This is a genomic window from Desulfovibrio sp. X2, from assembly GCF_000422205.1.
GTDB lineage: Bacteria > Desulfobacterota > Desulfovibrionia > Desulfovibrionales > Desulfovibrionaceae > Alkalidesulfovibrio.
The window spans coordinates 57,920-79,934 of sequence record NZ_ATHV01000028.1 but is presented as its reverse complement, the minus strand read 5'-3'; the positions used below and the strand labels follow the sequence as shown (position 1 = coordinate 79,934).

Genomic DNA, 22,015 nt, shown 5'->3' with positions numbered 1-22,015 from the left:
CGGCCCGGGCGGCATTAGGTGCAGAAGCATGATGCGCGCGCTTGTAGTCGACGACGAGGCCCCTGCGCGGGACGAGCTGGCCTGGCTCCTGGCGGCCCACCCCGAAGTCTCCGTGCTGCAGGCGGGAAGCGCCTCGGCGGCGCTCACGGCCATAGCCGACGAGCGGCCGGACGTGGTCTTCCAGGACATCCAGATGCCCGGCAAGGACGGCTTCCACGTGCTGCGGGAATCCCTCTCCCTGCCCTCCCCGCCCCTCTTCGTCTTCGTCACGGCCTACAACGACTACGCCATCCGGGCCTTCGAGGAGAACGCCGTGGACTACCTGCTGAAGCCCGTGTCGGCCGACAGGCTGGCCAAGAGCCTCACGCGGGTGCGCAGCCGCCTGGGCGAGCGCTCCGGCAGGCCCGAGGAGCGCCAGGTGCTGGAGCGCCTGCTGGAGGGCATGGGGCTCGGCGAGGCGGCCAAGGGGGAGGCGGCCAGGAGCGAGGGCCGCAGCGAGAAGCTCGACCGCCTGCCCGTGGAGCAGGCCGGACGCATCCGCCTGCTGCCCTTCTCCGAGATCGTGCTCTGCCGCGTGGAGGGCAAGCGCATTCTGGTGCTGGCGGACAGCGGCACCTTCCACCTGCACGGCATGCCGTCCATCGAGAAGCTCGAGGAACGGCTGCAGGGCCGTCCGTTCTTCCGCATCGGCCGGGGCGAGCTGGTGAACCTCAGGCGCATCGCCGAGTTCACCACCTGGGTCAACGGCAAGTACGTGCTGATCATGGACGACCGCGAGCGCACCCACGTCACGGTCTGCCGCAGCCGGGTCAAGGACTTCCGGCACAGCCTGGGTATCTGATCCGACCATTTGAAATGGTCGAAAAACACAGGCCGTTCAAAAATGGTGAGCTGCAAGGAAGTGAAAAAATCCAGGACGCGCAGTGTATTGCGCATACATAAGCGGTCTGGATTTTTTTCGCTGACGCAGCAGATCGCCGTTTTTCAACGGCCGCGATGAGGCCCCAGAATGGGCGAGCCGAGCTACATTCCCTATCTTTTCGTCAGCCTTTCGCAGCGCTTCGGACTGCTCCTGGCCTGCGCCTTCGCGGTCCTGACCCTGGCCCCCATGGGCAGGCTCGGCCTCAAGCGCGCGCCGCGCGGCTCGCAGACCCTCCTGCAGATCCTGCTCTTCGGCATCTTCGGCATCCTCGGCACCTACACCGGCAACAACGTCTTCCAGTCCTACGCCAACCTGCGCGCCATGGCCGTGATCACCGCCGGGCTCTTCGGCGGCCCGGCCGTCGGCTTCGGCTCCGCGCTCATCGCCGCGGGGCACCGCTACCTCATCGACGTGGGCGGCTTCAGCGCCCTGCCCTGCGCCCTGGCCACCCTGGCCGAAGGCACGGCCGCGGGGCTCATCGCCGCCAAGCTCCCCGGCCGCAGCCTGGACTGGCGGCTGGCGCTGATCCTCGGCGTTGTCGGAGAGAGCCTGCACATGGGCCTGGTCCTCGGCCTGTCGCGCCCCTACGAGGAGGCGCTGATCCTCGTGCGGGTCATCGGCCTGCCCATGATCGTGGTCAACTCGCTCGGCGCGGCCCTGCTGGTGGAGGCCTTCAGCCTGCGCAGCCACCTGCGCGGCAAGCAGGACTCCACGCAGGTGCAGCAGATCCTGACCATCGCCAGCCGCACCGTGGGCCACCTGCGCAAGGGACTGTCCGCGGCATCGGCCGCGGCCACGGCCGGGATCATTCACGAGCTCGTGGACGTGGCCGCCGTGGCGCTCACGGACAAGAGCGAGATATTGGCCCACGTGGGCGAGGGCGCGGACCACCACAAGGCGGGCGCGCCCATCCGCACCGAGGCCACGCAGAGGGTCCTCTCGACCGGCATCCCCCTGCGCATCGAGGGGGCCGAGGAGATAGGCTGCACCGGGTTCGCCTGCCCGCTGACCTCCGGCGCGGTGGTGCCGCTGCGCAAATCGGGCGAGGTGGTCGGCTGCCTCAAGCTCTACGGCACCCGCAAGCAGCCGCTGGACATGACCCACTTCGAGCTGGCGCGCGGCCTGGCCGAGCTCTTCTCCATCCAGCTCGAGCTCGAGGACATCCAGACCACCAACCAGCTCCTGGCCCTGGCCGAGATCAGGAGGCTGCAGGCCCAGATCAACCCGCACTTCCTTTTCAACTCCCTGAACACCATCGCCTCGCTGTGCCGCACCGCGCCCCAGAGCGCGCGCGAGCTGCTCCTGGACCTGGCCCACTACATGCGCCAGAACCTGGACAGCAGCCGGGGCTTCATCCCCCTCTCGGACGAGCTCTCGCGCGTGCGCTCCTACCTCTCCATCGAGCAGGCGCGCTTCGGCGAGCGCATCCGCTGCCAGATGGACGTGGACGGCGAGGTCATGGACTGGCCCATCCCGCCGCTGATCATCCAGCCGCTGGTGGAGAACGGGGTCAAGCACGGCATCCTGCCCCGCGAGGAAGGCGGCACGGTGCGCGTGGCGGCGCGGCGCGAGGACGGGCATCTGTGCGTGTGCATCGAGGACGACGGCGTGGGCATGCCCGAGGAGCGGCAGAACGACCTGGTCGCCGCGGGTGGCCTGGAGTCCACCTCCAAGGGCATCGGCCTGACCAACTGCAACCAGCGGCTGGTGCAGATCTTCGGCGCCGAATACGCCCTGGACATCGCCAGCAGCCCCGGACACGGCACGCGCATCAGCTTCCGCCTGCCCAGGCCCCGCGCCCTGGCCGAGCAGGCTGCGGCGCCGGTGCAGTAGCCGGGGGCGCTCCCCTCCTCGGCCTTCCCCGACAGGGACGCGCGCGGCGTCCCTCGCGGGCCCGCTTCCGAGGGGCCCGGCGAAAGTCCCGCTCGCCCATTGCGGGAGACCTCCCGGCGATGCACTTCGCCCCGAAAAGACGACGCTTCGCCCCCCCGATGATGCGATTCGCGCTCCCGCGTTGAAACGGACCCTCCAGGGCTGCTATGGCTTGAGCCAAGAGGCGGCTTCGGCCGCAGGTGCACAAGCACAATTTCTGGAGGTGTCCGCCATGTTACTGTTCTTCGCATGCGTAGCCGCGCTCATCGTCGGCTACATCGTCTACGGAAAGATCGTCGACCGGCTCTTCGGCTGCGATCCGGGCCGTGCGACCCCGGCCTGCACGATGGCCGACGGCGTGGACTACGTCGAGATGTCCACGTCCAAGGTCTACCTCGTGCAGCTTCTGAACATCGCCGGCCTGGGCCCCATCTTCGGCCCCATCCTCGGCGCGCTCTACGGCCCCTCGGCCCTCATCTGGATCGTGCTCGGCTCCATCTTCGCGGGCGCCGTGCACGACTACTTCTCCGGCATGCTCTCCGTCCGCTACGGCGGCGCCTCGGTGCCCGACGTGGTCGGCCAGAACCTGGGCAACGGCTTCAAGCAGTTCATGCGCGGCTTCTCCGTCGTGCTGCTGCTGCTCGTGGGCATCGTCTTCGTGCTCGGCCCGGCCAAGCTGCTGACCACCATGTCCGGCATGCCCACCTGGTCCTGGGTGGCCATCATCTTCACCTACTACTCCCTGGCCACCATCCTGCCCGTGGACAAGATCATCGGCCGCCTCTACCCCTTCTTCGGCGCCGTGCTCCTGTTCATGGCCGTGGGCCTGACCGTCACCCTGTGCCTCTCCGACCACACCTTCTACCCGCAGCTCACCCTGGCCAACCTGCATCCCAAGGGCCTGCCCCTGTGGCCGCTCATGTTCATCACCATCGCCTGCGGCGCGGTCAGCGGCTTCCACGCCACGCAGTCGCCCATGATGGCCCGCTGCATCAAGAACGAGCGCTGCGGCCGCTCCGTGTTCTACGGCGCCATGATCGGCGAGGGCGTCATCGCCCTTGTCTGGGCCACGCTCGGCATGTCCTTCTACCATGATCCCGCGGCGCTGAACGCGGCCCTGGCCAAGGGCGGCCCGGCCTTCGTGGTCAACGAGGTCTGCACCTCGCTGCTCGGCGGCTTCGGCGGCCTGCTCGCGATCATCGGCGTGGTCGTCCTGCCCATCACTTCGGGCGACACCGCGTTCCGCAGCGCGCGCCTGATCATCGCCGAGTTCCTGAAGATGAACCAGAAGCCCATCGTGAAGCGGCTCCTGATCTCCGTGCCCCTGTTCCTGGTCGGCTTCGCCATCACCAAGTTCGAGTTCGGCGTGATCTGGCGCTACTTCGGCTGGGCCAACCAGACGCTGGCCGCCATCGTCCTCTGGGCGGGCGCCGCCTACCTGATCAAGCAGGGCAAGATGCACTGGATCGCCACCGTGCCCGCGGTGTTCATGACCGCGGTGGTCAACACGTACCTGTGCTACGCGCCCATCGGCTTCAGGCTGCCGCTCAACGTGGCCACGATCATCGGCGTCGGCTCCGCGGCGGTCTCCCTGGTGATCTTCCTGGTCAAGTTCCGCGGCTGCTGCGAGGTGGCCGAGGAAGGCGCCTCCTAACGAACCCCCAGTGCATCGCCGGTAGAACCCTCCTCCGGCGGCACGCAAAAGACCGCGCCCAGGCGCGGTCTTTTTTTTCGCCCATCTCCCGAGGAGGCGACGCCCAAAAAGGCTGAACGAGAGACGAAAGGCGGGACCTAGAGGTAGTCCGCCAGGTGTTCGCGGTAATAGGCCACGGTGCGCGACAGCCCCTCCTCCAGAGAGACGCGCGGCTCCCAGCCGAGTTCCGAGCGGATGCGGGCGTCGTCGGAATAGTAGTCGCCGATGTCGATCTTCTTGCGCTCGGCGGGGAACTCCCGGACCACGAACTCGCCTTCGCCCGCGGCCTTGATGAGCAGCTCCGCCAGCTCGCGCAGGGAGACCACGCGGTCGCCGCCCAGGTTGTAGACGCGGCCAAAGGCCTGATCGCGGCAGGCCGCGAGGAGCAGCGCCTCCACGCAGTCGTCCACGTAGGTGAAGTCGCGCAACTGCTCGCCTCCCCAGACCTCTATTGGCTTTCCCTCGAGCAGCAGGCGCACCCAGATGCCGAGGAAGGTCTGGCGCGCGTCCTTGATGCGCATGGCCGGGCCGTAGGTGTTGGTCAGGCGCAGGACGCTCGAGCGGATGCCGTACACCTGGTGGTAGAGCAGGTGGTACCACTCGCCCGCCACCTTGTTGATGCCGTTGACGTCCACCGGGCGGATGGGATGCTCCTCGTCCACGGGCAGCCTGTCCGGCTTGCCGTAGATCTGGCGCGTGCCCGCGAAGACGATGCGGATTTCCGGATTGTGGTGGCGGCAGGACTCGAGGATGGAGAGCTGCGCCTTGGCGTTGATCTCGAGGTCCGTGTAGGGGTCGGCCATGGAATCCATGTGGCTGGTCTGGCCCGCGAGGTTGAAGAGCACGTCGCGGCCCTGCACGAGCCACTTCATGGCGTGCGGGTCGCGCACGTCCGCGATGTTCACCTCGACGCGGCCGCGGATGTCGGCCACGTTGGCCATGTTGCCGCCGTACTCCGGAATGAGGCTGTCCACCAGGACCACCTCGGAGCCGAGTTCGAGCAGGCGTCGGGCCAGGTTGGAGCCGATGAAGCCGAGCCCACCGGTGATGAGAATCTTCTTGCCGCGGAAAAAGTCCATGCATGCTCCCTTCGGATGACCTTATCGGCGCCGCCGGGTCCGGCGGACGCGCTGCCCGGCAGGGCTTTCCCCTTGTATACCGGGCGAAGCGGGCCGTCCACCGCGGGAAAGCCGGGCACGGCCGGGCCGGGCATGCACAAAAGAAAGGCCCGCCGAGGCGGGCCTTTCCAAAGGACGAGGCATGGATGGACGGGCGCGCTAGCCTTCGGCAGGCGCCTGGTTCAGCTCCTTCTCCTGCGGGAAGACCGGGAGGTACCGATAGGAGAGGGAGACGATGATCACGCCGTAGGCGAGGACCATGATCGAGGGCAGGATCTCGGTCCAACGCGGGGTGTACACGCGCCAGACGTCGAAGGGCATGACCGGGGCGGCCAGGCCCTGCACCGTGACGGTGTAGCGGTTGAGCGAGATGCCCACGCAGGCCAGGATGCAGGCCGTCCAGAAGAGCGTGTGGTTGTTGCGCAGGGGCTTCATGAGCAGGATGACCGCCGGGATCACGCCGCACACGCCGAGCTCCAGCCAGAAGAGCCACTGCCCGTAGACCAGGCCGTGGAACATCTGCTCGTAGGTCTCGCCCAGGGTGGGCAGCAGGTTCACGGCCCAGTTGTAGGTGTCGATGAGCTTGAAGAACAGGTACAGCGAGAGCATGGTGCCCGAGATCTTGCCCATGAGCTGCTTGACCTTCCACGTGGTCATCTGGCGGCCCGAGGCGAGCTCGATGCACTTGCAGATCAGGGTCGTGAAGCACGGACCCACGGCGGCCGCGGACATGACGAAGAGGAAGAAGGTCCACGGCCAGATGAAGAAGCCTTCGCGGAAGACGAAGGGCCGCGCGAACATGACGCCGTACATGCCGCCCAGGGAGCCCTGGTGGAAGGTGGACAGGAAGGCGCCGATGCCCGCGAACAGCGGCATGAAGATGTGCATGTTGTGGGCGAAGTTGTGCAGGAAGGGAACCTTGTTCAGGTGCTTCTGCTCCATGATCAGCGGCACGTACTCGATGGTCAGGACCAGGAGGTAGCAGCTGATGCAGAAGATGACTTCCGTGAGCATGGAGTGGACGTTGGGGTGCCAGAAGCCGAACCAGGCGCGCAGCGGCTGCCCGAGCTCCATGGTCAGGATGAGCATGGCGCCGGAGTAGCAGAAGAAGCCGCCGATGACCGCCAGGTTGATGATGTTCTTCAGCTCGTCCATGTTCAGGATGTAGCGCAGAAGGCCGCTGAAGAACGCACCCGCGCCCAGGGCGATGACCGCCAGGTCGAAGGTGATGTACAGGCCGAAGGCGAAGTAGTTCGTCAGGCCGGTCATGCCCAGGCCGTTGGCGAACACGACGTAGGCCGCGTAGATGCCGGCCAGGAACAGAACTCCCCAGAAGCTCAGCCAGATGAGGAACTTCAGCAGGCTGCAGCGCGGGAAGTCGCCGGGAAAGAGCGCGGAGTCGATGGGCTTAGCCATGGTGCCCTCCTTCGGCCTTGCCGTGGCCGGCTTCCCCGGCCAGATGGTTGTCGAGCAGATCCAGCACCCAGTCGCGGCGGCTGATGTAGTAGACCTGGGGATCGCCGCCGAGGCGCTCGAGCAGCCTGCGGGCATGCGGCCCGTGAGCCAGCTGGCTGACCTTGTGGTCCTTGTTGTTCAGGTCGCCGAAGACCAGCGCGCCGGTGGGGCAGGTCTCGACGCAGGCCGGGACGTACGCGCCCTCGGGCAGATCCATGGGATCGGTGCCGTCCTTGCGCGCCTTCTCCTTGGCCATGTCCCAGCGCTGGTGGCAGAAGTTGCACTTCTCGACCACGCCGCGGGGACGCGTGGAGGTGAACGGGGTCAGCGTCTTCTCCATGCCCTTGGGCCAGACCGGATCGAACCAGTTGAACACGCGGACGTGGTAGGGGCAGGCCGCCATGCAGTACCGGCAGCCGATGCAGCGGGGGTAGATCTGGCTGACGATGCCGCCTTCCTCGTTCTTGTCCGTGGCCACGACCGGGCAGACCGGCACGCAGGAGGGGTTGCCGCACTGCATGCAGGGCCGGGGAAGGTAGGCCACCTCGGCGTCGGGGAACGACTTGCCGTTCTCGAGGCGGTAGACGGTCAGCCAGTTGACGATGCGCTCCTTGTCGGAGGCGTCGACGAGCGGGGCGTTGTTGTTCTCGACCTGGCAGGAGACCACGCACGCGCCGCAGCCCGTGCACTTGTCCAGGTCGATGGCCATTCCCCACCGGATTCTGAAGTTCTTATGTTCAGACATATACGGCGTCCTTTGGCTTAGCCTTTAGCTATCTTGACCGCGACGGCCGCCCAGGTGGGCAGACCGGCGCCGGGCTCGTCGCTGACCGCAAAAACCTTGTTCAGGTTGTCGCCCTTGCCGCTCGAGTGCGCGTCCCAGGAGGTGTGGCCGAAGCCCATGGGGGCGGCGACCACGCCGGGCATGACGGACTCGTCGATGCCGACGAGGCCCTTCACGGAGCCGGCGGCGCTCGAGACCGTGACCGTATCGCCCTGCGAGAGGCCCGCGGCCTTTGCGGTCTTGCCGTTCAGGAAGACGAACATGCACTTGCCCTTGAGCTCGTCCTCGCGGATGGTCGGCAGGTTGTAGTCGGGAATGGCCATGTGCGTGGTGCCCACGTTGAGCTGGTAGAGCGGCGCCAGCAGCAGGGGGAAGTCGCTCCCCGGGGCCTTGAAGGCGGCCGCCTTGGCGAGCAGCGAGGCGCCCATGGACAGGCCGCCCTGCTCCACCGTGCGCACGCTGACCCAGGCCTTGCCCTTCTTGAGCCCGTCGGCCACGGCACCGGCCGTGGGCGAGGCGCCCTGGGCGATGGCCTGCCAGGGCTGGGTCTGACCGGCGATGAAGCCGCCGGAGCCTTCCACGGCCTGCATCTTGGCCTCGAGCACCGACTCGAAGGAGGAGAAGCCGAGGTTCATGCCGAGCTTTCCGGCGGCGCCCAGGAGCACGTCGCAGGTCGCCTTGCCGTTGGCCACCGGCTTGGTCACCGGGGTGCCCAGGGTGTAGGAGGCGAAGCCCGAGCCGTAAGGGGTCTGCAGGTCGTCGTAACGCTCCAGGCAGAGCGGGTTGGGCAGGATGAGGTCGGCCTTGGAGGAGGTCTCGTCCATGAAGGGCGAGAAGCTCACGGTGAAGCCGGCCTTGTCCAGGGCCGCGTTCATGGCCGCCGTGGACGGCAGCGCGTAGCGGGGGTCGGCCTCGTAGACCATGAGCAGCTTGGGCGCGGGCTTGGCGCCGGAAGCGACTCCGGAGAGCCAGGCCACCACGTCCTTGCCGAAGACCTCGTCGCGCGCCGTGGCGCCGGAGACCACCGCGGGCAGCGCGGGCAGGGGCCGCACGCCGCCGGGCCTGCCGACGTTGCCGAGCAGCAGGTTCAGCGCCATTCCGGCCACGAAGGCGGCCTGCGAGCCGCCCTGGGCGATGGCCGAGCCGGGCACCACCAGGGGCCTGCGGGCGGCCTTGAGCGCGTCCACGACCTTCTTCATGGTCTCGGGCGCGACGCCGATCATATCCTGGACCTTGGCCGGGGTGTAGGCCGCGACCAGGGACTTGAACTCGGCGAAGTCGGCCGCGCCGCTCGAGGCGCCTGCGGCGATCAGGGCATTGGCCAGGCCGAGGGCGAAGGTCGCCTCGCCGCCCGGAGGCACCGGCACGTAGATGTCGGAGACGCTGGCCGTGCGGGTGCGCTGCGGACCGCAGTAGATCCACGTCGCGCCCGGCTTCTCGCCGGTGGGACGCGTGCGGCTGAAGGCCTTGGCGTTGCGCACCGGGGTGCCGAAGGATTCGAGCAGATCCGGGCCGAGGGCCAGGATGCAGTCGCTGTTCTCGATGTCGTAGCCGGGCGTGCCCTTGCCGCCCATGACCGAGCGCCAGGCCCGGCCGGCGCTCTGCTGCTCGCTCGGCATGGTGTAGAGGTCGGTCGAGCCGAGGCCGCGCAGCAGGGCCGAGAAGACCTCGGACGAAGTGCCGGTCACGTCGCCGGTGATCATGGCCGTGGCCGGACCGGCTTCCTTCAGCTTCTCGGCCAGGAGCGCCTCGGCGTCCTCCCAGGCCATGGGCTCGTACTTGCCCTCGCCCGTCTTCTTCATCGGCCCGGTCACGCGGGCCGCCTTGTAGAGCATCTGCACCTCGGGCGCGGCCACGGCGGGCAGCGATCCCTGAGAGAGCGGATTGTCGGCGTGTCCCTGGGCCTCGACCGGGCGTCCGGCCACGGTCAGCACCTCGAGGGGCGAGCCGCCGGCGAAGGCCTTGGAGAGGCCGGGCTTCTTGGCGAGCGCGCCGTACTGCAGGCGGGGGATCCAGGGCCAGTTCTGGGACCAGATGGCGACATCGTCCGTGAGCTTCCACAGCACCGGGCTCAGAGTCACGCCGGCGCCGGCGCCCAGGACGAAGAGAAATCCTCTGCGTGTCAGACTCATATCTCTCCCACCCCTTTACTTGTGGCACACGTAGCAGGCGTTGCTGACACCGTTCTCGGCGTGGCAGCGCTCGCAGCGGTCCATTTTCATCGTCGTCTTGCTGTAGCCGGTCAGCCGGTCACGGTAGAGGACCGGGGCCGTGGCGGAGTTGCCAATGTCGGGATGGCACTGCGTGCACTCGAAGGCCTGGTGCGCGCTGTGGGTGAAAAAGACGTTGTCCGGCTGGTACTGGTAGGTCTGCCACTCCACTTCCTTGCCGGGCTGGACGTACTCGGTCACCAGCTTGTCGATGGCCTTTTCGCCCGGAGTGTCGCCGCCGGTGGTGTCGGCATGGCACTCGCCGCACTGCGCGGTGTCCGGGTACCCGGCAAACGAGCCGTCATCGCGGAACTTGTGGCAGTCCTCGCAGGACATGCCGGCGTTCTCGATGTGCGTCTTGTGGTTGAAAGGAATGGGTTGTCTTACCTCGCTGTAGAGCAGCTGCGGAAAGACGAACCAGCCGAACCCGAGACCGAAGAGCAGGCCCAAAAAGAGAAACGCCAGCGCTCCGGTGTCAAAGCCACTTTTCCGCTCCATACACACGCCCCATGAAGTTTTGGAAATCGATGAGAGCCAGCTTATGCTGCAAACAGCGGACTTCATCGCAGATAGGTGGCGTCCTGTCAAGGCTTTAGGAATTTTTTCACACACTTGAAGCGGCTACGCGCACAAGGTTTTTGACTGATAATTCAACCAGGTTATACAGGCCAGCATTACCTAATGACACAGGGATGATAGCGGCCTTGGGAAAAACAGAACAAGACGGCTTGGGGGGACGCGGGCCCTGATCGGGACGGCGGCGAGCGGCGCCGGGAGGGCCGGAACGGCGGAGAGAAGGTGAAAAAAGTGACGGCCGCGAGGCAGAATCCTGCCCGGCGGCCGTCTTCGCGTGCGGCCGAGGCGTCAGCCTGCGGCCGCGGATGCGGTTCCCTGCGGTCTGTTGATGCTCCGGCCGCCCTCGCGCCTAGGAGCGGATCCGCCCGTAGATGTCGTCGAAGCGGACGATGTCGTCCTCCTCGAGGTAGGGGCCGCTCTGCACCTCGATGATCTCGAGCGGCAGCTTGCCCGGATTGAAGAGGCGATGGCGTCCGCCCTTGGGGATGTCGATGGACTGGTTCTCCGTGAGCAGGTGTTCCGTGTCGTCCACCTCGGCCACGGCCGTGCCCTTGATCACGATCCAGTGCTCGGAGCGGTGGTGGTGCATCTGCTGCGACAGGCGCGCGCCGGGATGGACCATGATGCGCTTGACCTTGTAGCCGCTGCCCTCCTCCAGCACGGTGTAGCTGCCCCAGGGGCGGTTGACCGTGACGTGGGCCTCCACCAGGGGGCTGCCCTGGGCCTTGAGCAGGCCGACCACGTCCTTGACGCGCTGGACCTCGTCCTTGGGGCAGATGAGGGTGGCGTCGCGGGTCTGGACGACGATCATGTTGCGCAGCCCCACGGCGGCCAGCTTGCCGCCGCGCGAGAGCAAGAGGTTGCCCTCGCAGCCGAGCGCCAGCACGTCGCCCTCCACGGCGTTGCCGCAGGAGTCCTTGGGGTCCAGGCGGTAGATGGCCTCCCAGTTGCCCAGGTCGTCCCAGTCGAAGGCCGCCTTGACCACGGCCTGCTTGGCGATCTTCTCGGCGATGCCGTAGTCCACGGAGATGTCCGGCAGCTTGCCGTAGCCCTGGGTCAGGGGGGCCTCGCCGCGCGTCCGCCACCAGGCGTCGAGCTCGGGCTGGAAGTCGGCCACGGCGCCCAGGAAGCGCTCGGCGGAGAAGACGAACATGCCGCTGTTCCAGAAGTATTCCCCGGAATCCACGAAGGCCTGGGCCGCCTTGATGCCCGGCTTCTCCGCGAAGGCCGCGACCTCGAAGGCGCCGTCGCCGAGCTCGCGGCCGTGGCGGATGTAGCCGTAGCCGGTCTCGGGCTTGGTCGGCTCCACGCCGAAGGTCACGAACCAGTCGCTTGCTGCCAGTTCGAGCGCCCGCTCCATGCTCGCGCGCCAGCCCTCGTCGTTCCTGATCATGTGGTCCGAGGGGAAGACCGCGACGCAGGCCCGCTCGTCCTGGGCGACGACGCGCTCGAGGCCGAGCAGGATGGCGGGCAGGGTGTTGCGGCCGACCGGCTCGGCCAGGGCCTGGGCGGTCAGCGCGGGGTCGATCTCGCGCAGCTGCGCGCGGACCTCGAAGACGTGCTCCTCGTTGGTCACCACCCAGATGTGGCCGGGCGTAAAGACGGTGAGCGCGCGCAGCACGGTCTGCTGCAGAAGGCTCTTCTCGCCGCCGAGCGGCATGAGCTGCTTGGGCAGCAGGGTGCGCGATACGGGCCACAGGCGGGTGCCCGAGCCGCCCGCGAGGATGATTGCGTGGTGCCCTTCGCAGGCCTTTGGGGAAGTCGCGGCGCTGTCCTGCATCGTCTACCTGCCTTGTGGCTTGGTTGTGTTCTCGCAGTTGAAAGGAGACCTGAAGGAAGCGAAGTCCGGCTGCCGCCTGTCCTTGTCCGAAAGCATGGGGTCCTCCACCGGCCAGTCGATGGCCAGGTCGGGGTCGTCCCAGCGGATGCCGCCCTCGCTCTTCGGATCGTAGACCGCGTCCACCTTGTACATGAACTCGGTGTCCGGGGTGAGGGTCACGTAGCCGTGCGCGAAGCCGCGCGGAATGAAGAGGCGCGTGAAGTTCTCGGCCGAGAGCGTGAAGCCCTCCCACCTGCCGTAGGTCGGGGAGTCGCTGCGCAGGTCGACCGCGACGTCGAAGACCGCGCCGCGCGTGACCCAGACGAGCTTGGACTGGGCGCTGGGCGGCGCCTGGAAGTGAAGCCCCCTGAGCACGCCCTTGTCCTTGCTGTAGGCGTGGTTGTCCTGCACGAACTCGCAGGTGATGCCCGCCTCGCGGAAGGCGTCGCGGTTGTAGGATTCGAGAAAGAAGCCGCGCGCGTCGGCAAAGACCTTCGGGCGCAGGCAGAGCAGCCCCCCGAGGGCCGTCTGGGAGATGTCCATTGGCGCTCCTTGCAATCGGCGAGAGTCTGCGGCGGCGCGGGTCAGTCCGGCCTGTCCGCCGCGGCATCCGACGATGCAATAGACGAGCCACGGGGCTTCGTCAACGCGGACGGGCGCCTGGTGCGGCTTCCCGGGCGGGTCGGCGGCGCGGCGGAGCCGTGTCGGAGCCGTGCCAGGCCCGTGGCGGCGGCGGGCGGAGTCGGAAAGCCGACGCCCTGGAACCGGGTATCGGGCGCAAAAAAAGGGGCCGCAAGCGGCCCCTCGGGATTTCTATGGCGGAGAGGATGGGATTTGAACCCACGATAGAGGTTTTGCCCCTATACACGCTTAGCAGGCGTGCGCCTTCGGCCAAGCTCGGCCACCTCTCCGCAGAGCCCGCGCGACGATGCCGCGCGGGGACAAACTACCTAAATTGCCCGAACTCCCCTGTCAAGCGCAAATGGCCGCGGCGCGGCATGCGCGCTAGCCCCACTTCTGCTCGCTGTCGCGGCTCGCGCGGTAGTGGATGCGGATGGGCGCGAAGGGGATGTCGAAGAGCTTGCGCAGGGTCTTCTCCAGGTACTTCTTGTAGGAGTCCTTCACCAGCTCGGGGTTGTTGACGAAGAAGACGAAGGTGGGCGGGTTGGTCTCCACCTGTGTCAGGTAGTAGAACTTGGCGCGGCGGTAGTTGACCTGGGGCGGCTGGTGGCGCGTGAGCGCCTCGCGCATGGCGCGGTTCAGCTCGCCCGTGGGCACGCGCACGTCGCAGTCGGCCTTGATCTTCTCCACCGTGGGGAGGATCTTGCCCAGCCCCTCGCGGGAGAGGGTGCTGGTGTAGAGCAGCGGCGCGTGGTCCACCATGCGCAGCTCCTCCTCCAGCGCGCGCTTCAGCTTCTTGCGCGCGTCGTCCTTGAAGAGGTCTATCTTGTTGACCACGACCAGGAAGGGCGTCTTCTCCTTGTCGATGTAGGACAGGAGCTTCTTGTCCTGCACGCTCACGCCCTCGCCCGCGTCGATGACCAGCACGGCCACGTCGGCGCGCTTGGCCGAGGTCAGGGCGCGCATGACCGAGTAGCGCTCCAGCGAATCGGAAATCTTGGTGCGGCGGCGCACGCCCGCGGTGTCCACGAAGGTGTAGCGCTTGTCCTTGCGCTCGATGACCACGTCCACGGCGTCGCGCGTGGTCCCGGCCTCGGCGCTGACGATGAGCCGGGCCTCGCCGAGCAGGGCGTTGATGATGCTCGACTTGCCCGCGTTGGGCTTGCCCAGCAGCGCGATGCGAAGCCCGCGCTCCACGCCGGGAGCGCTGTCCTCGGGCTCGGGCACGGCGTCCAGCAGCACGCTGCCTATCTGCCCGCGCAGGTCCTCCAGGCCGAAGCCGTGGGCCCCGGACACCGCGACCATGGGGAAGCCCAGGGCGTGGAACTCGGCCGTCAGCGACGCCTCGAGCTCCGGCCCGTCCACCTTGTTCACGGCCAGGAGCACGGGTTTGCCGGACTTGCGCAGCGTCGCGGCCACGCGTTCGTCCAGCGGCGCCAGCCCCTCGCGGCCGTCCACGACCATGAGCATGGCCGCGGCCTCGGCCACGGCCTCGCGCGCCTGGGCCATGATGCCCTCGGAGATGGGATCGGTGCCCGTGAACTCCATCTCCAGGCCGCCGGTGTCCACCAGGGCCACGCGGCGCTCGTCGAGCACGGTCTCGCCGTAGATGCGGTCGCGGGTGACCCCGGCGCGGTCGTGGGTGATGGCCGCGTTGCGGCGGACAAGGCGGTTGAAGAGCGTGGACTTGCCCACGTTGGGGCGGCCCACGACGGCGATGACGATCGGCATTCTGGTGTTCTCTGGCCTTTGCGCGCCCTGGCCGGGCGCATGGATGTTGGGGGGCGGCGAACCGCCGCCGGGGCCCGTCCTCGCGGACCGCGGCGGCCTTTTCCCGCCCGCGCGGGAGGCGGCACCCTATCCTCGGACGGGCGCGGCCGCAAGCCCCGGGCGGCCCGTTTTTCCCGGGTTCCCATGGAGTATGCGAAGCCGGGACTCCCGTCAAATGGCGGCCTGCGCGTGGGCGGGGGTGCGCGCAGGGCCGTGGATGAGCACCCCGGCGCGCGGGAACGCAGGAAATGTACCTCTCCCGGAAGCCCCGCCCCGTCCGCCCCGACCCCTGGACTTCATTTCGCCGCGCGGAGTATGCTATGCGTGAACGGTGTTCATTCTCATCCCCCTACCCCCAAAGACGGAAAGGAGACGAAACACATGGCGGTCAAGAAGATCCTCATGCTCGTGGGCGACTTCGTGGAGGACTACGAGGTCATGGTGCCCTACCAGATGCTGCTCATGGTCGGGCACACGGTGCACGCGGTCTGCCCGGACAAGAAGGCGGGCGACAAGGTCATCACCGCGATCCACGACTTCGACGGCTACCAGACCTACAGCGAGAAACCGGGCCACTTCTTCGGCCTGAACCAGGACTTCGACAAGGTGCGGGCCGCGGACTACGACGCCCTGGTCATCCCGGGCGGCCGCGCGCCGGAGTACATCCGGCTGAATCCGCGCGTCATCGAGATCGTGAAGGAGATGGCCGCGGCCAAGAAGCCCATCGCCGCCATCTGCCACGGCCCGCTCATCCTCGCGGCCGCGGGCGTGACCAAGGGCTGCACCTGCATGGCCTACCCGGCGGTCGGCCCGGACGTGGAGATGACCGGCGGCACCTACGTCGCGCCCAACGAGACCTTCAGCAACGCGGTGGTCGACGGCAACCTCGTCACCGCCCCGGCCTGGCCCGCCCACCCGGAATGGATGCGCAAGTTCCTCGAGGTGCTGGGCTCCACGGTGAAGCCGTAGAATAGAGAACGAAAAAACAGTGAAAAAATATGAAGGCCGTCCCAAAAGGACGGCCTTTTTACATATGGCAAGCAGCCCTCGGCTTCACCGGCCTCAAGCTTCGTCAATCACCATTCGCTTGCCCACTGACCATAACAACGGGTCTAGACATCCGCCAATTTTCCCTGCAACCAGGCGATTGCAAAAAGGGAATCCTCTTTTTCTGGCCGCTCGTCCGCAAGTGCCTTGTCCAGGGCAAAGACATCAAGAGTCAGTTCCGCGGATTCATCCGTTTCCGGGATCGGCGGGCGGCAAGCCACCACTTGGAACCTGTTGAAGGCGGATTGCCCTTCTTCCGAGGGTTCATACGCTAGCACCGGTCCGAGGATAGTGTATTCCGGATCGTCCTTCACATCTTTTCGAAAGGGTAGAAATGCCGCGAAACCTTTCCCCATATTAATCTGTCGTCCATGATCATCTTTGAATTTCAATTCCTGCTTACTTTTTTCTACTTTGTAAGCTATGGCACCGATTAAAAAATCATATTCCATTCCAACTACATATTTATGCTTGTTATATCTATATGCCGTATCGAAAAAACATACACTCGCGCCATAAAATGTACACGCCAGATTTGCTTCATAACCTCCATCCCATTCATTGATTCTCTCAAGTTTCATATGCATCTTTTTTCCATGGAAAGCATCAAATCGTAAAGAAGGAACAGCACTTGAAAATTTTGACGCGCTGTCAATAACACAGCAAATCTCAAGGTATTTTGATGAATTATAAATATAATCTTTGCATGATTCGTTCACCATTCGAGTCGAGTGAACTTTGTCGAGAATATGGCATATGAAATTCTTAAACTCTTCCTTGCTCCCGGCTGGTACCCCGACGGCACTCCAATGGCTACCCAATCTAATAGGCCTGTCATTGCTATTCATTGGTTAGTTCTTCCTTTCGAAAAAATGTGGCATGGGTAGAAACAGTGGCCATTTGACGGCTATTGCGATCGGCCGGTCAGAAAAAATTCTCGAGTGGCCGACTCCAGGGAGTTCGCCTTTAAAAGCTAAAAGCTTCAAGAAGCGATAGCCTATCTTAACGAATCAATAAAGGATGATATTTAGCAGGCACATTCAGCTGGCGGAGGGAGAGGGATTTGAACCCCCGGACGGGTTGCCCCGTCAGCGGTTTTCAAGACCGCCGCAATAAACCACTCTGCCATCCCTCCGTGCCCGTGAATGGCGGGTGCGCGGCGGGACGCCGCGCGGTGAGCCGCGTCGCGGGTGGCCGCGACGCTGGTAGCTGAGCTAGACGAAGACGCGGAAAACATCAAGGGGCGCGGCGGGATGGGGAACGGGGCAGCGTGGCATTCCGCCCGCTTATGCCCGCGTCGTGGTGCCCTGCCTCCGCGATTTCCGCTGCTCTTCACTGCACTTTTTCCCCGCCTGCCCCGCCTCCTCCTCCCCCTTTGCGTCCTTCTGGTGTACGGTGAAGGGTGCGTACCGTCCGGAAGCCCCTGGGCGAGTCCGCCCGGCTCTCCGCAGCGACGCATGCCGGGCGACGCCATACGGCGAAGCACAGACCGCAAGGAGGAACGATCATGAAGATAGCCATCATCGGAGCGACAGGCAGGGTCGGCTCGCGCATCGCGGCCGAGGCGCTTTCGCGCGGCCATCAGGTGACCGGCATCGTCCGCCATCCCCATGCCGCCAAGGCGCCCGAGGGGGTGCGGCTGGTCGTGGCCGACGCCAGGGACTCGGCGGAGCTGGCCATGCAGCTGGCGGGCCACGACGCGGTGGTCAGCGCGGCCAACTTCGCCGTCCTCACGGCCGAACCGCTTCTCGAGGCCGTGCGCTCGGCGGGCATCACCCGGCTGTTCGTGGTGGGCGGCGCGGGCAGCCTGGAGGTGGTTCCGGGCCGCCTCGTGGTCGACGAGCCGAGCTTTCCGGCAGAGTTTCTGGCCGAAGCCGTGCCGGGAAAGGAATTCCTCGACGCGCTGCGCACGGTGGACGACCTGGACTGGACCTTTCTCTCCCCCCCGGCCGAGTTCGCGCCCGGCGAGCGCACCGGGACCTACCGCACCGGCGGCGACCAGCTCCTGACCGACGACACGGGCAGGAGCCGCATATCCATGGAGGACTACGCCATCGCCGCGCTGGACGAGCTGGAGCACCCGCGCCACGTGAAGCAGCGCTTCACGGTCGCCCGCTGAGGCACGGATGGGGCACGGTGCGGGAAGGACGAGGACGCCCGCCCCGCCGCGCGGGCCCGGGAACGGGCCGCGCGGGGGGAGGCGGAAGGCGGCGTGCGGCTAGCGCTTGCCGCCGATGATCTTCGCGATGGACTCGGTGTAGGGCGGGGTGAGCACGCCCTTCTCGGTGATGATCCCGGCGATGAGCTCGGCCGGGGTGACGTCGAAGGCGAAGTTGTAGACCTTCACGCCCTCCGGGGTGATGGCCGATTCGCCCGTGGGGTGGGTGACCTCGCGCGGGGTGCGCTCCTCGATGGGGATCTCCTCGCCCGTGGGGCAGCGCAGGTCGAAGGTGGAGGACGGGGCGGCCACGTAGAACGGGATGCCGTGGGCCTTGGCCAGGAGCGCCACGCCGTAGGTGCCGATCTTGTTGGCCGCGTCGCCGTTGGCCGCGATGCGGTCCGCACCCACGATGACCTTGTCCACCAGCCCCTTCTTCATGAGCAGGGCGCAGGCGTTGTCGCAGGCCACGGTCACGTCCACGCCGCACTTGTGCAGCTCGTAGGCCGTGAGCCGCGCGCCCTGCAGGAAGGGGCGCGTCTCGTTGGCGACCACGGTTATCTTCTTGCCCTGCTCCACTGCGGAGTAGATGACGCCCACGGCCGTGCCCCAGCCCGCGGTGGCCAGAGCGCCCGCGTTGCAGTGGGTCATGACGCGGTCGCCGTCCTTCAGCAGGTTCGCGCCGTGCGCGCCCATGGCCTTGTTGATCTCCTCGTCCTCGCGCTGCATGGCGCGGGCGCGGTCGAGCCAGATGGTGGCCAGGGCGGGCAGGCCGATGCCGGGCCGCTCCTCCCACATCTTCGTGAGCTCCTCCACGGCCCAGCGCAGGTTCACGGCAGTGGGCCGGGCGTTCTTCAGCGTCTCCAGCCGGTCGCGAAGCGCCGCCTCCCAGCCCTCGCCGGTGCCTTCCGTACGCTGCGTCTCGCGGGCGCAGAAGTAGCAGCCGTAGGCCGCGGTCACGCCGATGGCCGGGGCGCCGCGGATGACCATCTCCTGGAGCGCATAGACCGTGGTCGCGAGGTCGCGCACCTCGTACCACTCCTCGCGGCGCGGCAGGTAGCGCTGGTCCAGGAGCATGAGGGCGTCGGCCTCGGGCTCGTAGCGGATGTGGGTGTTCAGCACCGGATACTCCTTATTCCTTGCAGGCGGCGCACTCGACGGCGATCTCGTCGGCCACGGCCACGCCGTCGCGCACCGCCACGTAGATGATGTTGGGATGGCGCTGCTCGGTGATGGTCCCCTCCTCGGGCACGCCCATGTACACCGGGCTGACCGCGCCGCCGATGGCGTAGACGCCCTTCGCGCTCGTCTCCAGGGAGTGGTTGAGGAGGATGAGCTCCGAGCCCTCCTTGCCGATCTTGCAGATGCCCTCGGTGCAGGTGATCATCTGCAGGCCGAGCTTGCGGAAGACCGGGGCCGGGCCCTGCGAGCCGATGCAGGCGATGACGTTCTTCATGGGGAAGGACAGGCTCTGCAGCAGGTAGACGCCGCCGTCCAGGGCCATGCGCTGGGTCTGGATGACCAGCCGCTCGATGCCCTCCTCGTCCACCTCGCCGAGCTTGGGCACGGCGTTGTGCAGGATCTTGATGTTCCCGCCGAGCAGGATCTCCTCGCCCATGTCGCGGGCCACGTCCTTCTGCACGCGCATGGTGGTGCGGCGGTGCCCCCAGTAGACCGGGGTCTCGTCGCCGCGGTCGCGCTTGAAGCGCGAAAGCACGGCCACGATGTCCGCCGCGGTGCTGCCGCCGCCGAGCACGAGGGAGGGCGTGCCCAGGAAGTCCTCGGGGTTCTCGAGGCTTCTGGCCACGGTCTTGGCCTCGCCGTACACGCCGAGCTCCACCGGGATGTTGCTGCCGAAGGCCAGGACCACGTTGCGCGCCTGGACGGTGCCGTGGCTCGTGGTCACCGTGAAGCCGTCCCGGTCCTTGGCCAGGGAGAGGAACTCCTCGCCCAGGCGCACCGGGATGCCCGCCTCGGCCACGAAGGCCTCGATGCGGCAAAGGTAGCTCTCGAGGTCTTCCTTCTCGCCCTCGGGGCGCAGTTCGGAAATGATGTAGTCGTCTTCCGCGCCCTTGGGCACCGTGGGGTACACGGACTTGCCCTTGGGGTAGGTGTCGCGGATGCCCTGCAGGATGTGACGGCCCTTTTCCAGGACCACGCAGGACAGGCCCTTCAGCATGGCGCGGCGAGCGCAGGCCAGGCCGCCGGGGCCGCCGCCGATGATGGCGACGTCGAGGATGCTCATTTACTCCACTCCTTCGAGCACGAGGGGGGTCAACCGAGCTTCCTGGCCAACAACTCGTTGACCAGCTTCGGATTCGCCTGCCCCTTGGTCTTCTTCATGATCTGGCCCACGAAGAAGCCCGTCAGCTTCTTCTCGCCCGCGCGGTAGCGCTCGGCCTCGGCCGGATGCTCGGCCACGACCGCGTCGACCACGGCGTCGAGCTCGCCGGAATCGGAGATCTGCGAGAGCCCCTTGGCCTTGACGTAGGCCTCCGGGTCCTCGCCGCTGGCGAAGAGGTCGCCGAAGATCTGCTTGCCGATCTTGCCACTGATGGCCCCGCTGTCCACGAGGCGCACGAGCGTGGCCAGCCCCTTTGGCGTCAGTTTGCAGCCCGCAAGGCTCGTGTCGCAGTCCTTCAGCTCGCGCAGAAGCTCGCTCATGATCCAGTTGGCGATCTTCTTGGGCTCGGCGTAGGCGCCCACGGCGGCCTCGAAGTAGTCGGCCACGTCGCGCTCGGAGGTCAGCACGGCCGCGTCCTTCTCGGGCAGGCCGTACTGCGAGGCGAAGCGCGCGCGGCGGGCGGCGGGCAGCTCCGGAAGCTCGCCGCGCCAGCGCTCCACCCAGGAGGGCTCGAGCTGCACGGGCACGAGGTCCGGATCGGGGAAATAGCGGTAGTCGTGGGCCTCTTCCTTGCCGCGCATGGACTGGGTCACGCCCTTGTTCGCGTCAAAGAGGCGCGTCTCCTGCACGATGGCCTCGCCGTCCTCGATGCAGTCGATGTGGCGGCCGATCTCGTAGTCGATGGCGCGCTGCACGTTGCGGAACGAGTTGACGTTCTTGATCTCGGCGCGGGTGCCGAAGGCGGTGGCCCCCTTCCTGCGCACGGAGACGTTGGCGTCGCAGCGGAACGACCCCTCCTCCATGTTGCCGTCGCAGATGCCGAGGTAGACGAGGATGGAGCGCAGCTCCTTCAGGTAGGCCACGGCTTCTTCCGAGGAGCGCAGGTCCGGCTCGGAGACGATCTCGATGAGCGGCACGCCGCAGCGGTTGAGGTCCACGAAGCTCTTGTTCTCCACGCTCGAGTGGATGTTCTTGCCCGCGTCCTCCTCCATGTGGATGCGCGTGATGCCGATGGTCTTGGTCCCGCCGCCCGCCTCGATGTCGATGCGGCCGTGCTCGCACAGGGGCTGCTCGTACTGGCTGATCTGGTAGCCCTTGGGCAGGTCGGGATAGAAATAGTTCTTGCGCGCGAAGATACTGGTCATGTTGATCCGCGCGTCCACGGCCATGGCCATCTTGCAGGCGTATTCCAGGGCGCGGTCGTTCATCACCGGCAGCACGCCGGGCATGGCGGCGCAGACCGGGCAGACGTTGGCGTTGGGCTCGTCCCCGAAATGCGTGGAGCAGCCGCAGAAGAGCTTGGTGTTGGTCGTGAGCTGGGCGTGGACCTCGAGCCCGATGACGGCTTCGTATTCTGCCATGCTTTCCTCTCTTGTGTGATGTCCGCACGATGCGCAAGACCGTATCGTGCGGAGGGCCGCTCGCCGGAAAACGTGGTTTTCGGCTCGCTCACGCCGCCCCCCGGCGGCGGAGCCGGATTTCCGTCCGGCCCGCGCGGCGCGTCCTGACGCGGCACGCGCGAAGGACCGTGGCGGGAGCCCGACAAACTGCGGACATCCTGGCGCAATTGGGGACTATAGCCCGGGAGGGCCGGACAGACAAGGCCGGAGAGCCCGGCCCCGCCGG

17 protein-coding genes and 2 tRNA genes are annotated in these 22,015 nt (G+C 66.7%); 5 read left to right on the top strand and 14 right to left on the bottom strand.

What is annotated here, in order from left to right; all coding sequences use genetic code 11:
- The first annotated feature begins 28 nt into the window (after positions 1 to 28).
- The 3 genes from DSX2_RS10530 to DSX2_RS10520 all read left to right on the top strand — a co-directional run bounded on the left by DSX2_RS10530 (position 29) and on the right by DSX2_RS10520 (position 4,448).
- Complete coding sequence (locus tag DSX2_RS10530) at positions 29 to 841, top strand: LytTR family DNA-binding domain-containing protein (RefSeq protein WP_020881015.1); 813 nt, start codon at positions 29 to 31, stop codon at positions 839 to 841.
- Between the two features lie 168 nt (positions 842 to 1,009).
- Positions 1,010 to 2,755, top strand: coding sequence for a LytS/YhcK type 5TM receptor domain-containing protein (locus tag DSX2_RS10525; protein ID WP_020881014.1), 1,746 nt, complete (start codon positions 1,010 to 1,012; stop codon positions 2,753 to 2,755).
- A gap of 271 nt (positions 2,756 to 3,026) precedes the next feature.
- The gene (locus DSX2_RS10520; protein WP_020881013.1) at positions 3,027 to 4,448 is read left to right on the top strand and encodes a carbon starvation protein A; all 1,422 of its coding nucleotides are present in this window, start codon (positions 3,027 to 3,029) and stop codon (positions 4,446 to 4,448) included.
- A 137-nt stretch (positions 4,449 to 4,585) separates the two neighbouring features.
- Here the strand turns inward: DSX2_RS10520 and DSX2_RS10515 are convergent, their stop codons facing one another.
- The 9 genes from DSX2_RS10515 to der all read right to left on the bottom strand — a co-directional run bounded on the left by DSX2_RS10515 (position 4,586) and on the right by der (position 14,801).
- On the bottom strand, positions 4,586 to 5,566 hold the full coding sequence (locus DSX2_RS10515) for an NAD(P)-dependent oxidoreductase (protein WP_020881012.1): 981 nt from the start codon (positions 5,564 to 5,566) through the stop codon (positions 4,586 to 4,588).
- A gap of 198 nt (positions 5,567 to 5,764) precedes the next feature.
- Entirely contained in the window at positions 5,765 to 7,021 is a 1,257-nt protein-coding gene (qrcD, locus tag DSX2_RS10510; RefSeq protein WP_020881011.1) for a menaquinone reductase integral membrane subunit QrcD, read from the bottom strand.
- Complete coding sequence (qrcC, locus tag DSX2_RS10505) at positions 7,014 to 7,805, bottom strand: menaquinone reductase iron-sulfur cluster-binding subunit QrcC (protein ID WP_020881010.1); 792 nt, start codon at positions 7,803 to 7,805, stop codon at positions 7,014 to 7,016. Before qrcC ends, qrcD begins: the two co-directional genes overlap by 8 nt.
- Positions 7,806 to 7,822: 17 nt before the next feature.
- The gene (gene qrcB / locus DSX2_RS10500) at positions 7,823 to 9,976 is read right to left on the bottom strand and encodes a menaquinone reductase molybdopterin-binding-like subunit QrcB (protein WP_020881009.1); all 2,154 of its coding nucleotides are present in this window, start codon (positions 9,974 to 9,976) and stop codon (positions 7,823 to 7,825) included.
- Positions 9,977 to 9,991: 15 nt separating this feature from the next.
- Positions 9,992 to 10,552: a menaquinone reductase multiheme cytochrome c subunit QrcA gene (gene qrcA / locus DSX2_RS10495; RefSeq protein WP_020881008.1), complete on the bottom strand. Its 561-nt coding sequence runs from the start codon at positions 10,550 to 10,552 to the stop codon at positions 9,992 to 9,994.
- 427 nt (positions 10,553 to 10,979) lie between these two features.
- Positions 10,980 to 12,410, bottom strand: a complete 1,431-nt coding sequence (locus tag DSX2_RS10490) for a mannose-1-phosphate guanylyltransferase/mannose-6-phosphate isomerase (protein ID WP_020881007.1) — start codon at positions 12,408 to 12,410, stop codon at positions 10,980 to 10,982.
- Positions 12,411 to 12,413: 3 nt separating this feature from the next.
- On the bottom strand, positions 12,414 to 12,992 hold the full coding sequence (rfbC, locus tag DSX2_RS10485; protein WP_020881006.1) for a dTDP-4-dehydrorhamnose 3,5-epimerase: 579 nt from the start codon (positions 12,990 to 12,992) through the stop codon (positions 12,414 to 12,416).
- A gap of 273 nt (positions 12,993 to 13,265) precedes the next feature.
- A tRNA-Ser gene (locus DSX2_RS10480) sits at positions 13,266 to 13,360 on the bottom strand.
- 94 nt (positions 13,361 to 13,454) lie between these two features.
- Complete coding sequence (gene der / locus DSX2_RS10475; protein ID WP_020881005.1) at positions 13,455 to 14,801, bottom strand: ribosome biogenesis GTPase Der; 1,347 nt, start codon at positions 14,799 to 14,801, stop codon at positions 13,455 to 13,457.
- Positions 14,802 to 15,221: 420 nt separating this feature from the next.
- Between der and DSX2_RS10470 the strand changes: the two genes are divergently transcribed.
- On the top strand, positions 15,222 to 15,809 hold the full coding sequence (locus tag DSX2_RS10470; protein ID WP_020881004.1) for a DJ-1/PfpI family protein: 588 nt from the start codon (positions 15,222 to 15,224) through the stop codon (positions 15,807 to 15,809).
- Positions 15,810 to 15,952: 143 nt separating this feature from the next.
- Here DSX2_RS10470 and DSX2_RS18325 read toward each other — a convergent pair whose 3' ends face one another.
- Both DSX2_RS18325 and DSX2_RS10465 read right to left on the bottom strand, forming a co-directional pair.
- Positions 15,953 to 16,735, bottom strand: a complete 783-nt coding sequence (locus DSX2_RS18325) for a hypothetical protein (RefSeq protein WP_020881003.1) — start codon at positions 16,733 to 16,735, stop codon at positions 15,953 to 15,955.
- 197 nt (positions 16,736 to 16,932) lie between these two features.
- Positions 16,933 to 17,022 (bottom strand) — tRNA-Ser (locus DSX2_RS10465).
- 372 nt (positions 17,023 to 17,394) lie between these two features.
- On the opposite strand from DSX2_RS10465, the gene DSX2_RS10460 reads away from it, so the two are divergent.
- Complete coding sequence (locus DSX2_RS10460; protein ID WP_020881002.1) at positions 17,395 to 18,006, top strand: NAD(P)-dependent oxidoreductase; 612 nt, start codon at positions 17,395 to 17,397, stop codon at positions 18,004 to 18,006.
- A gap of 99 nt (positions 18,007 to 18,105) precedes the next feature.
- Here DSX2_RS10460 and mtnA read toward each other — a convergent pair whose 3' ends face one another.
- From mtnA to gatB, 3 genes are read right to left on the bottom strand one after another with little or no spacing between them, the layout of a single operon-like run.
- Positions 18,106 to 19,167, bottom strand: a complete 1,062-nt coding sequence (gene mtnA, locus DSX2_RS10455; RefSeq protein WP_020881001.1) for an S-methyl-5-thioribose-1-phosphate isomerase — start codon at positions 19,165 to 19,167, stop codon at positions 18,106 to 18,108.
- A 10-nt stretch (positions 19,168 to 19,177) separates the two neighbouring features.
- On the bottom strand, positions 19,178 to 20,290 hold the full coding sequence (locus tag DSX2_RS10450; protein ID WP_020881000.1) for an NAD(P)/FAD-dependent oxidoreductase: 1,113 nt from the start codon (positions 20,288 to 20,290) through the stop codon (positions 19,178 to 19,180).
- Positions 20,291 to 20,319: 29 nt separating this feature from the next.
- Complete coding sequence (gatB, locus tag DSX2_RS10445; protein ID WP_020880999.1) at positions 20,320 to 21,750, bottom strand: Asp-tRNA(Asn)/Glu-tRNA(Gln) amidotransferase subunit GatB; 1,431 nt, start codon at positions 21,748 to 21,750, stop codon at positions 20,320 to 20,322.
- Between the last annotated feature and the right edge of the window lie 265 nt (positions 21,751 to 22,015).

What these genes read in the sequence shown, in the direction of transcription:
- DSX2_RS10520 (WP_020881013.1), top strand. Translation starts at nt 3,027, where the DNA reads ATGTTACTGTTCTTCGCATGCGTAGCCGCGCTCATCGTCGGCTACATC.
- qrcB (WP_020881009.1), bottom strand. Translation starts at nt 9,976, where the DNA reads ATGAGTCTGACACGCAGAGGATTTCTCTTCGTCCTGGGCGCCGGCGCC.
- DSX2_RS10470 (WP_020881004.1), top strand. Translation starts at nt 15,222, where the DNA reads ATGGCGGTCAAGAAGATCCTCATGCTCGTGGGCGACTTCGTGGAGGAC.
- DSX2_RS10490 (WP_020881007.1), bottom strand. Translation starts at nt 12,410, where the DNA reads ATGCAGGACAGCGCCGCGACTTCCCCAAAGGCCTGCGAAGGGCACCAC.
- DSX2_RS10525 (WP_020881014.1), top strand. Translation starts at nt 1,010, where the DNA reads ATGGGCGAGCCGAGCTACATTCCCTATCTTTTCGTCAGCCTTTCGCAG.
- DSX2_RS18325 (WP_020881003.1), bottom strand. Translation starts at nt 16,735, where the DNA reads ATGAATAGCAATGACAGGCCTATTAGATTGGGTAGCCATTGGAGTGCC.
- DSX2_RS10450 (WP_020881000.1), bottom strand. Translation starts at nt 20,290, where the DNA reads ATGAGCATCCTCGACGTCGCCATCATCGGCGGCGGCCCCGGCGGCCTG.
- rfbC (WP_020881006.1), bottom strand. Translation starts at nt 12,992, where the DNA reads ATGGACATCTCCCAGACGGCCCTCGGGGGGCTGCTCTGCCTGCGCCCG.
- gatB (WP_020880999.1), bottom strand. Translation starts at nt 21,750, where the DNA reads ATGGCAGAATACGAAGCCGTCATCGGGCTCGAGGTCCACGCCCAGCTC.
- qrcD (WP_020881011.1), bottom strand. Translation starts at nt 7,021, where the DNA reads ATGGCTAAGCCCATCGACTCCGCGCTCTTTCCCGGCGACTTCCCGCGC.
- qrcC (WP_020881010.1), bottom strand. Translation starts at nt 7,805, where the DNA reads ATGTCTGAACATAAGAACTTCAGAATCCGGTGGGGAATGGCCATCGAC.
- DSX2_RS10515 (WP_020881012.1), bottom strand. Translation starts at nt 5,566, where the DNA reads ATGGACTTTTTCCGCGGCAAGAAGATTCTCATCACCGGTGGGCTCGGC.
- DSX2_RS10460 (WP_020881002.1), top strand. Translation starts at nt 17,395, where the DNA reads ATGAAGATAGCCATCATCGGAGCGACAGGCAGGGTCGGCTCGCGCATC.
- qrcA (WP_020881008.1), bottom strand. Translation starts at nt 10,552, where the DNA reads ATGGAGCGGAAAAGTGGCTTTGACACCGGAGCGCTGGCGTTTCTCTTT.
- der (WP_020881005.1), bottom strand. Translation starts at nt 14,801, where the DNA reads ATGCCGATCGTCATCGCCGTCGTGGGCCGCCCCAACGTGGGCAAGTCC.
- DSX2_RS10530 (WP_020881015.1), top strand. Translation starts at nt 29, where the DNA reads ATGATGCGCGCGCTTGTAGTCGACGACGAGGCCCCTGCGCGGGACGAG.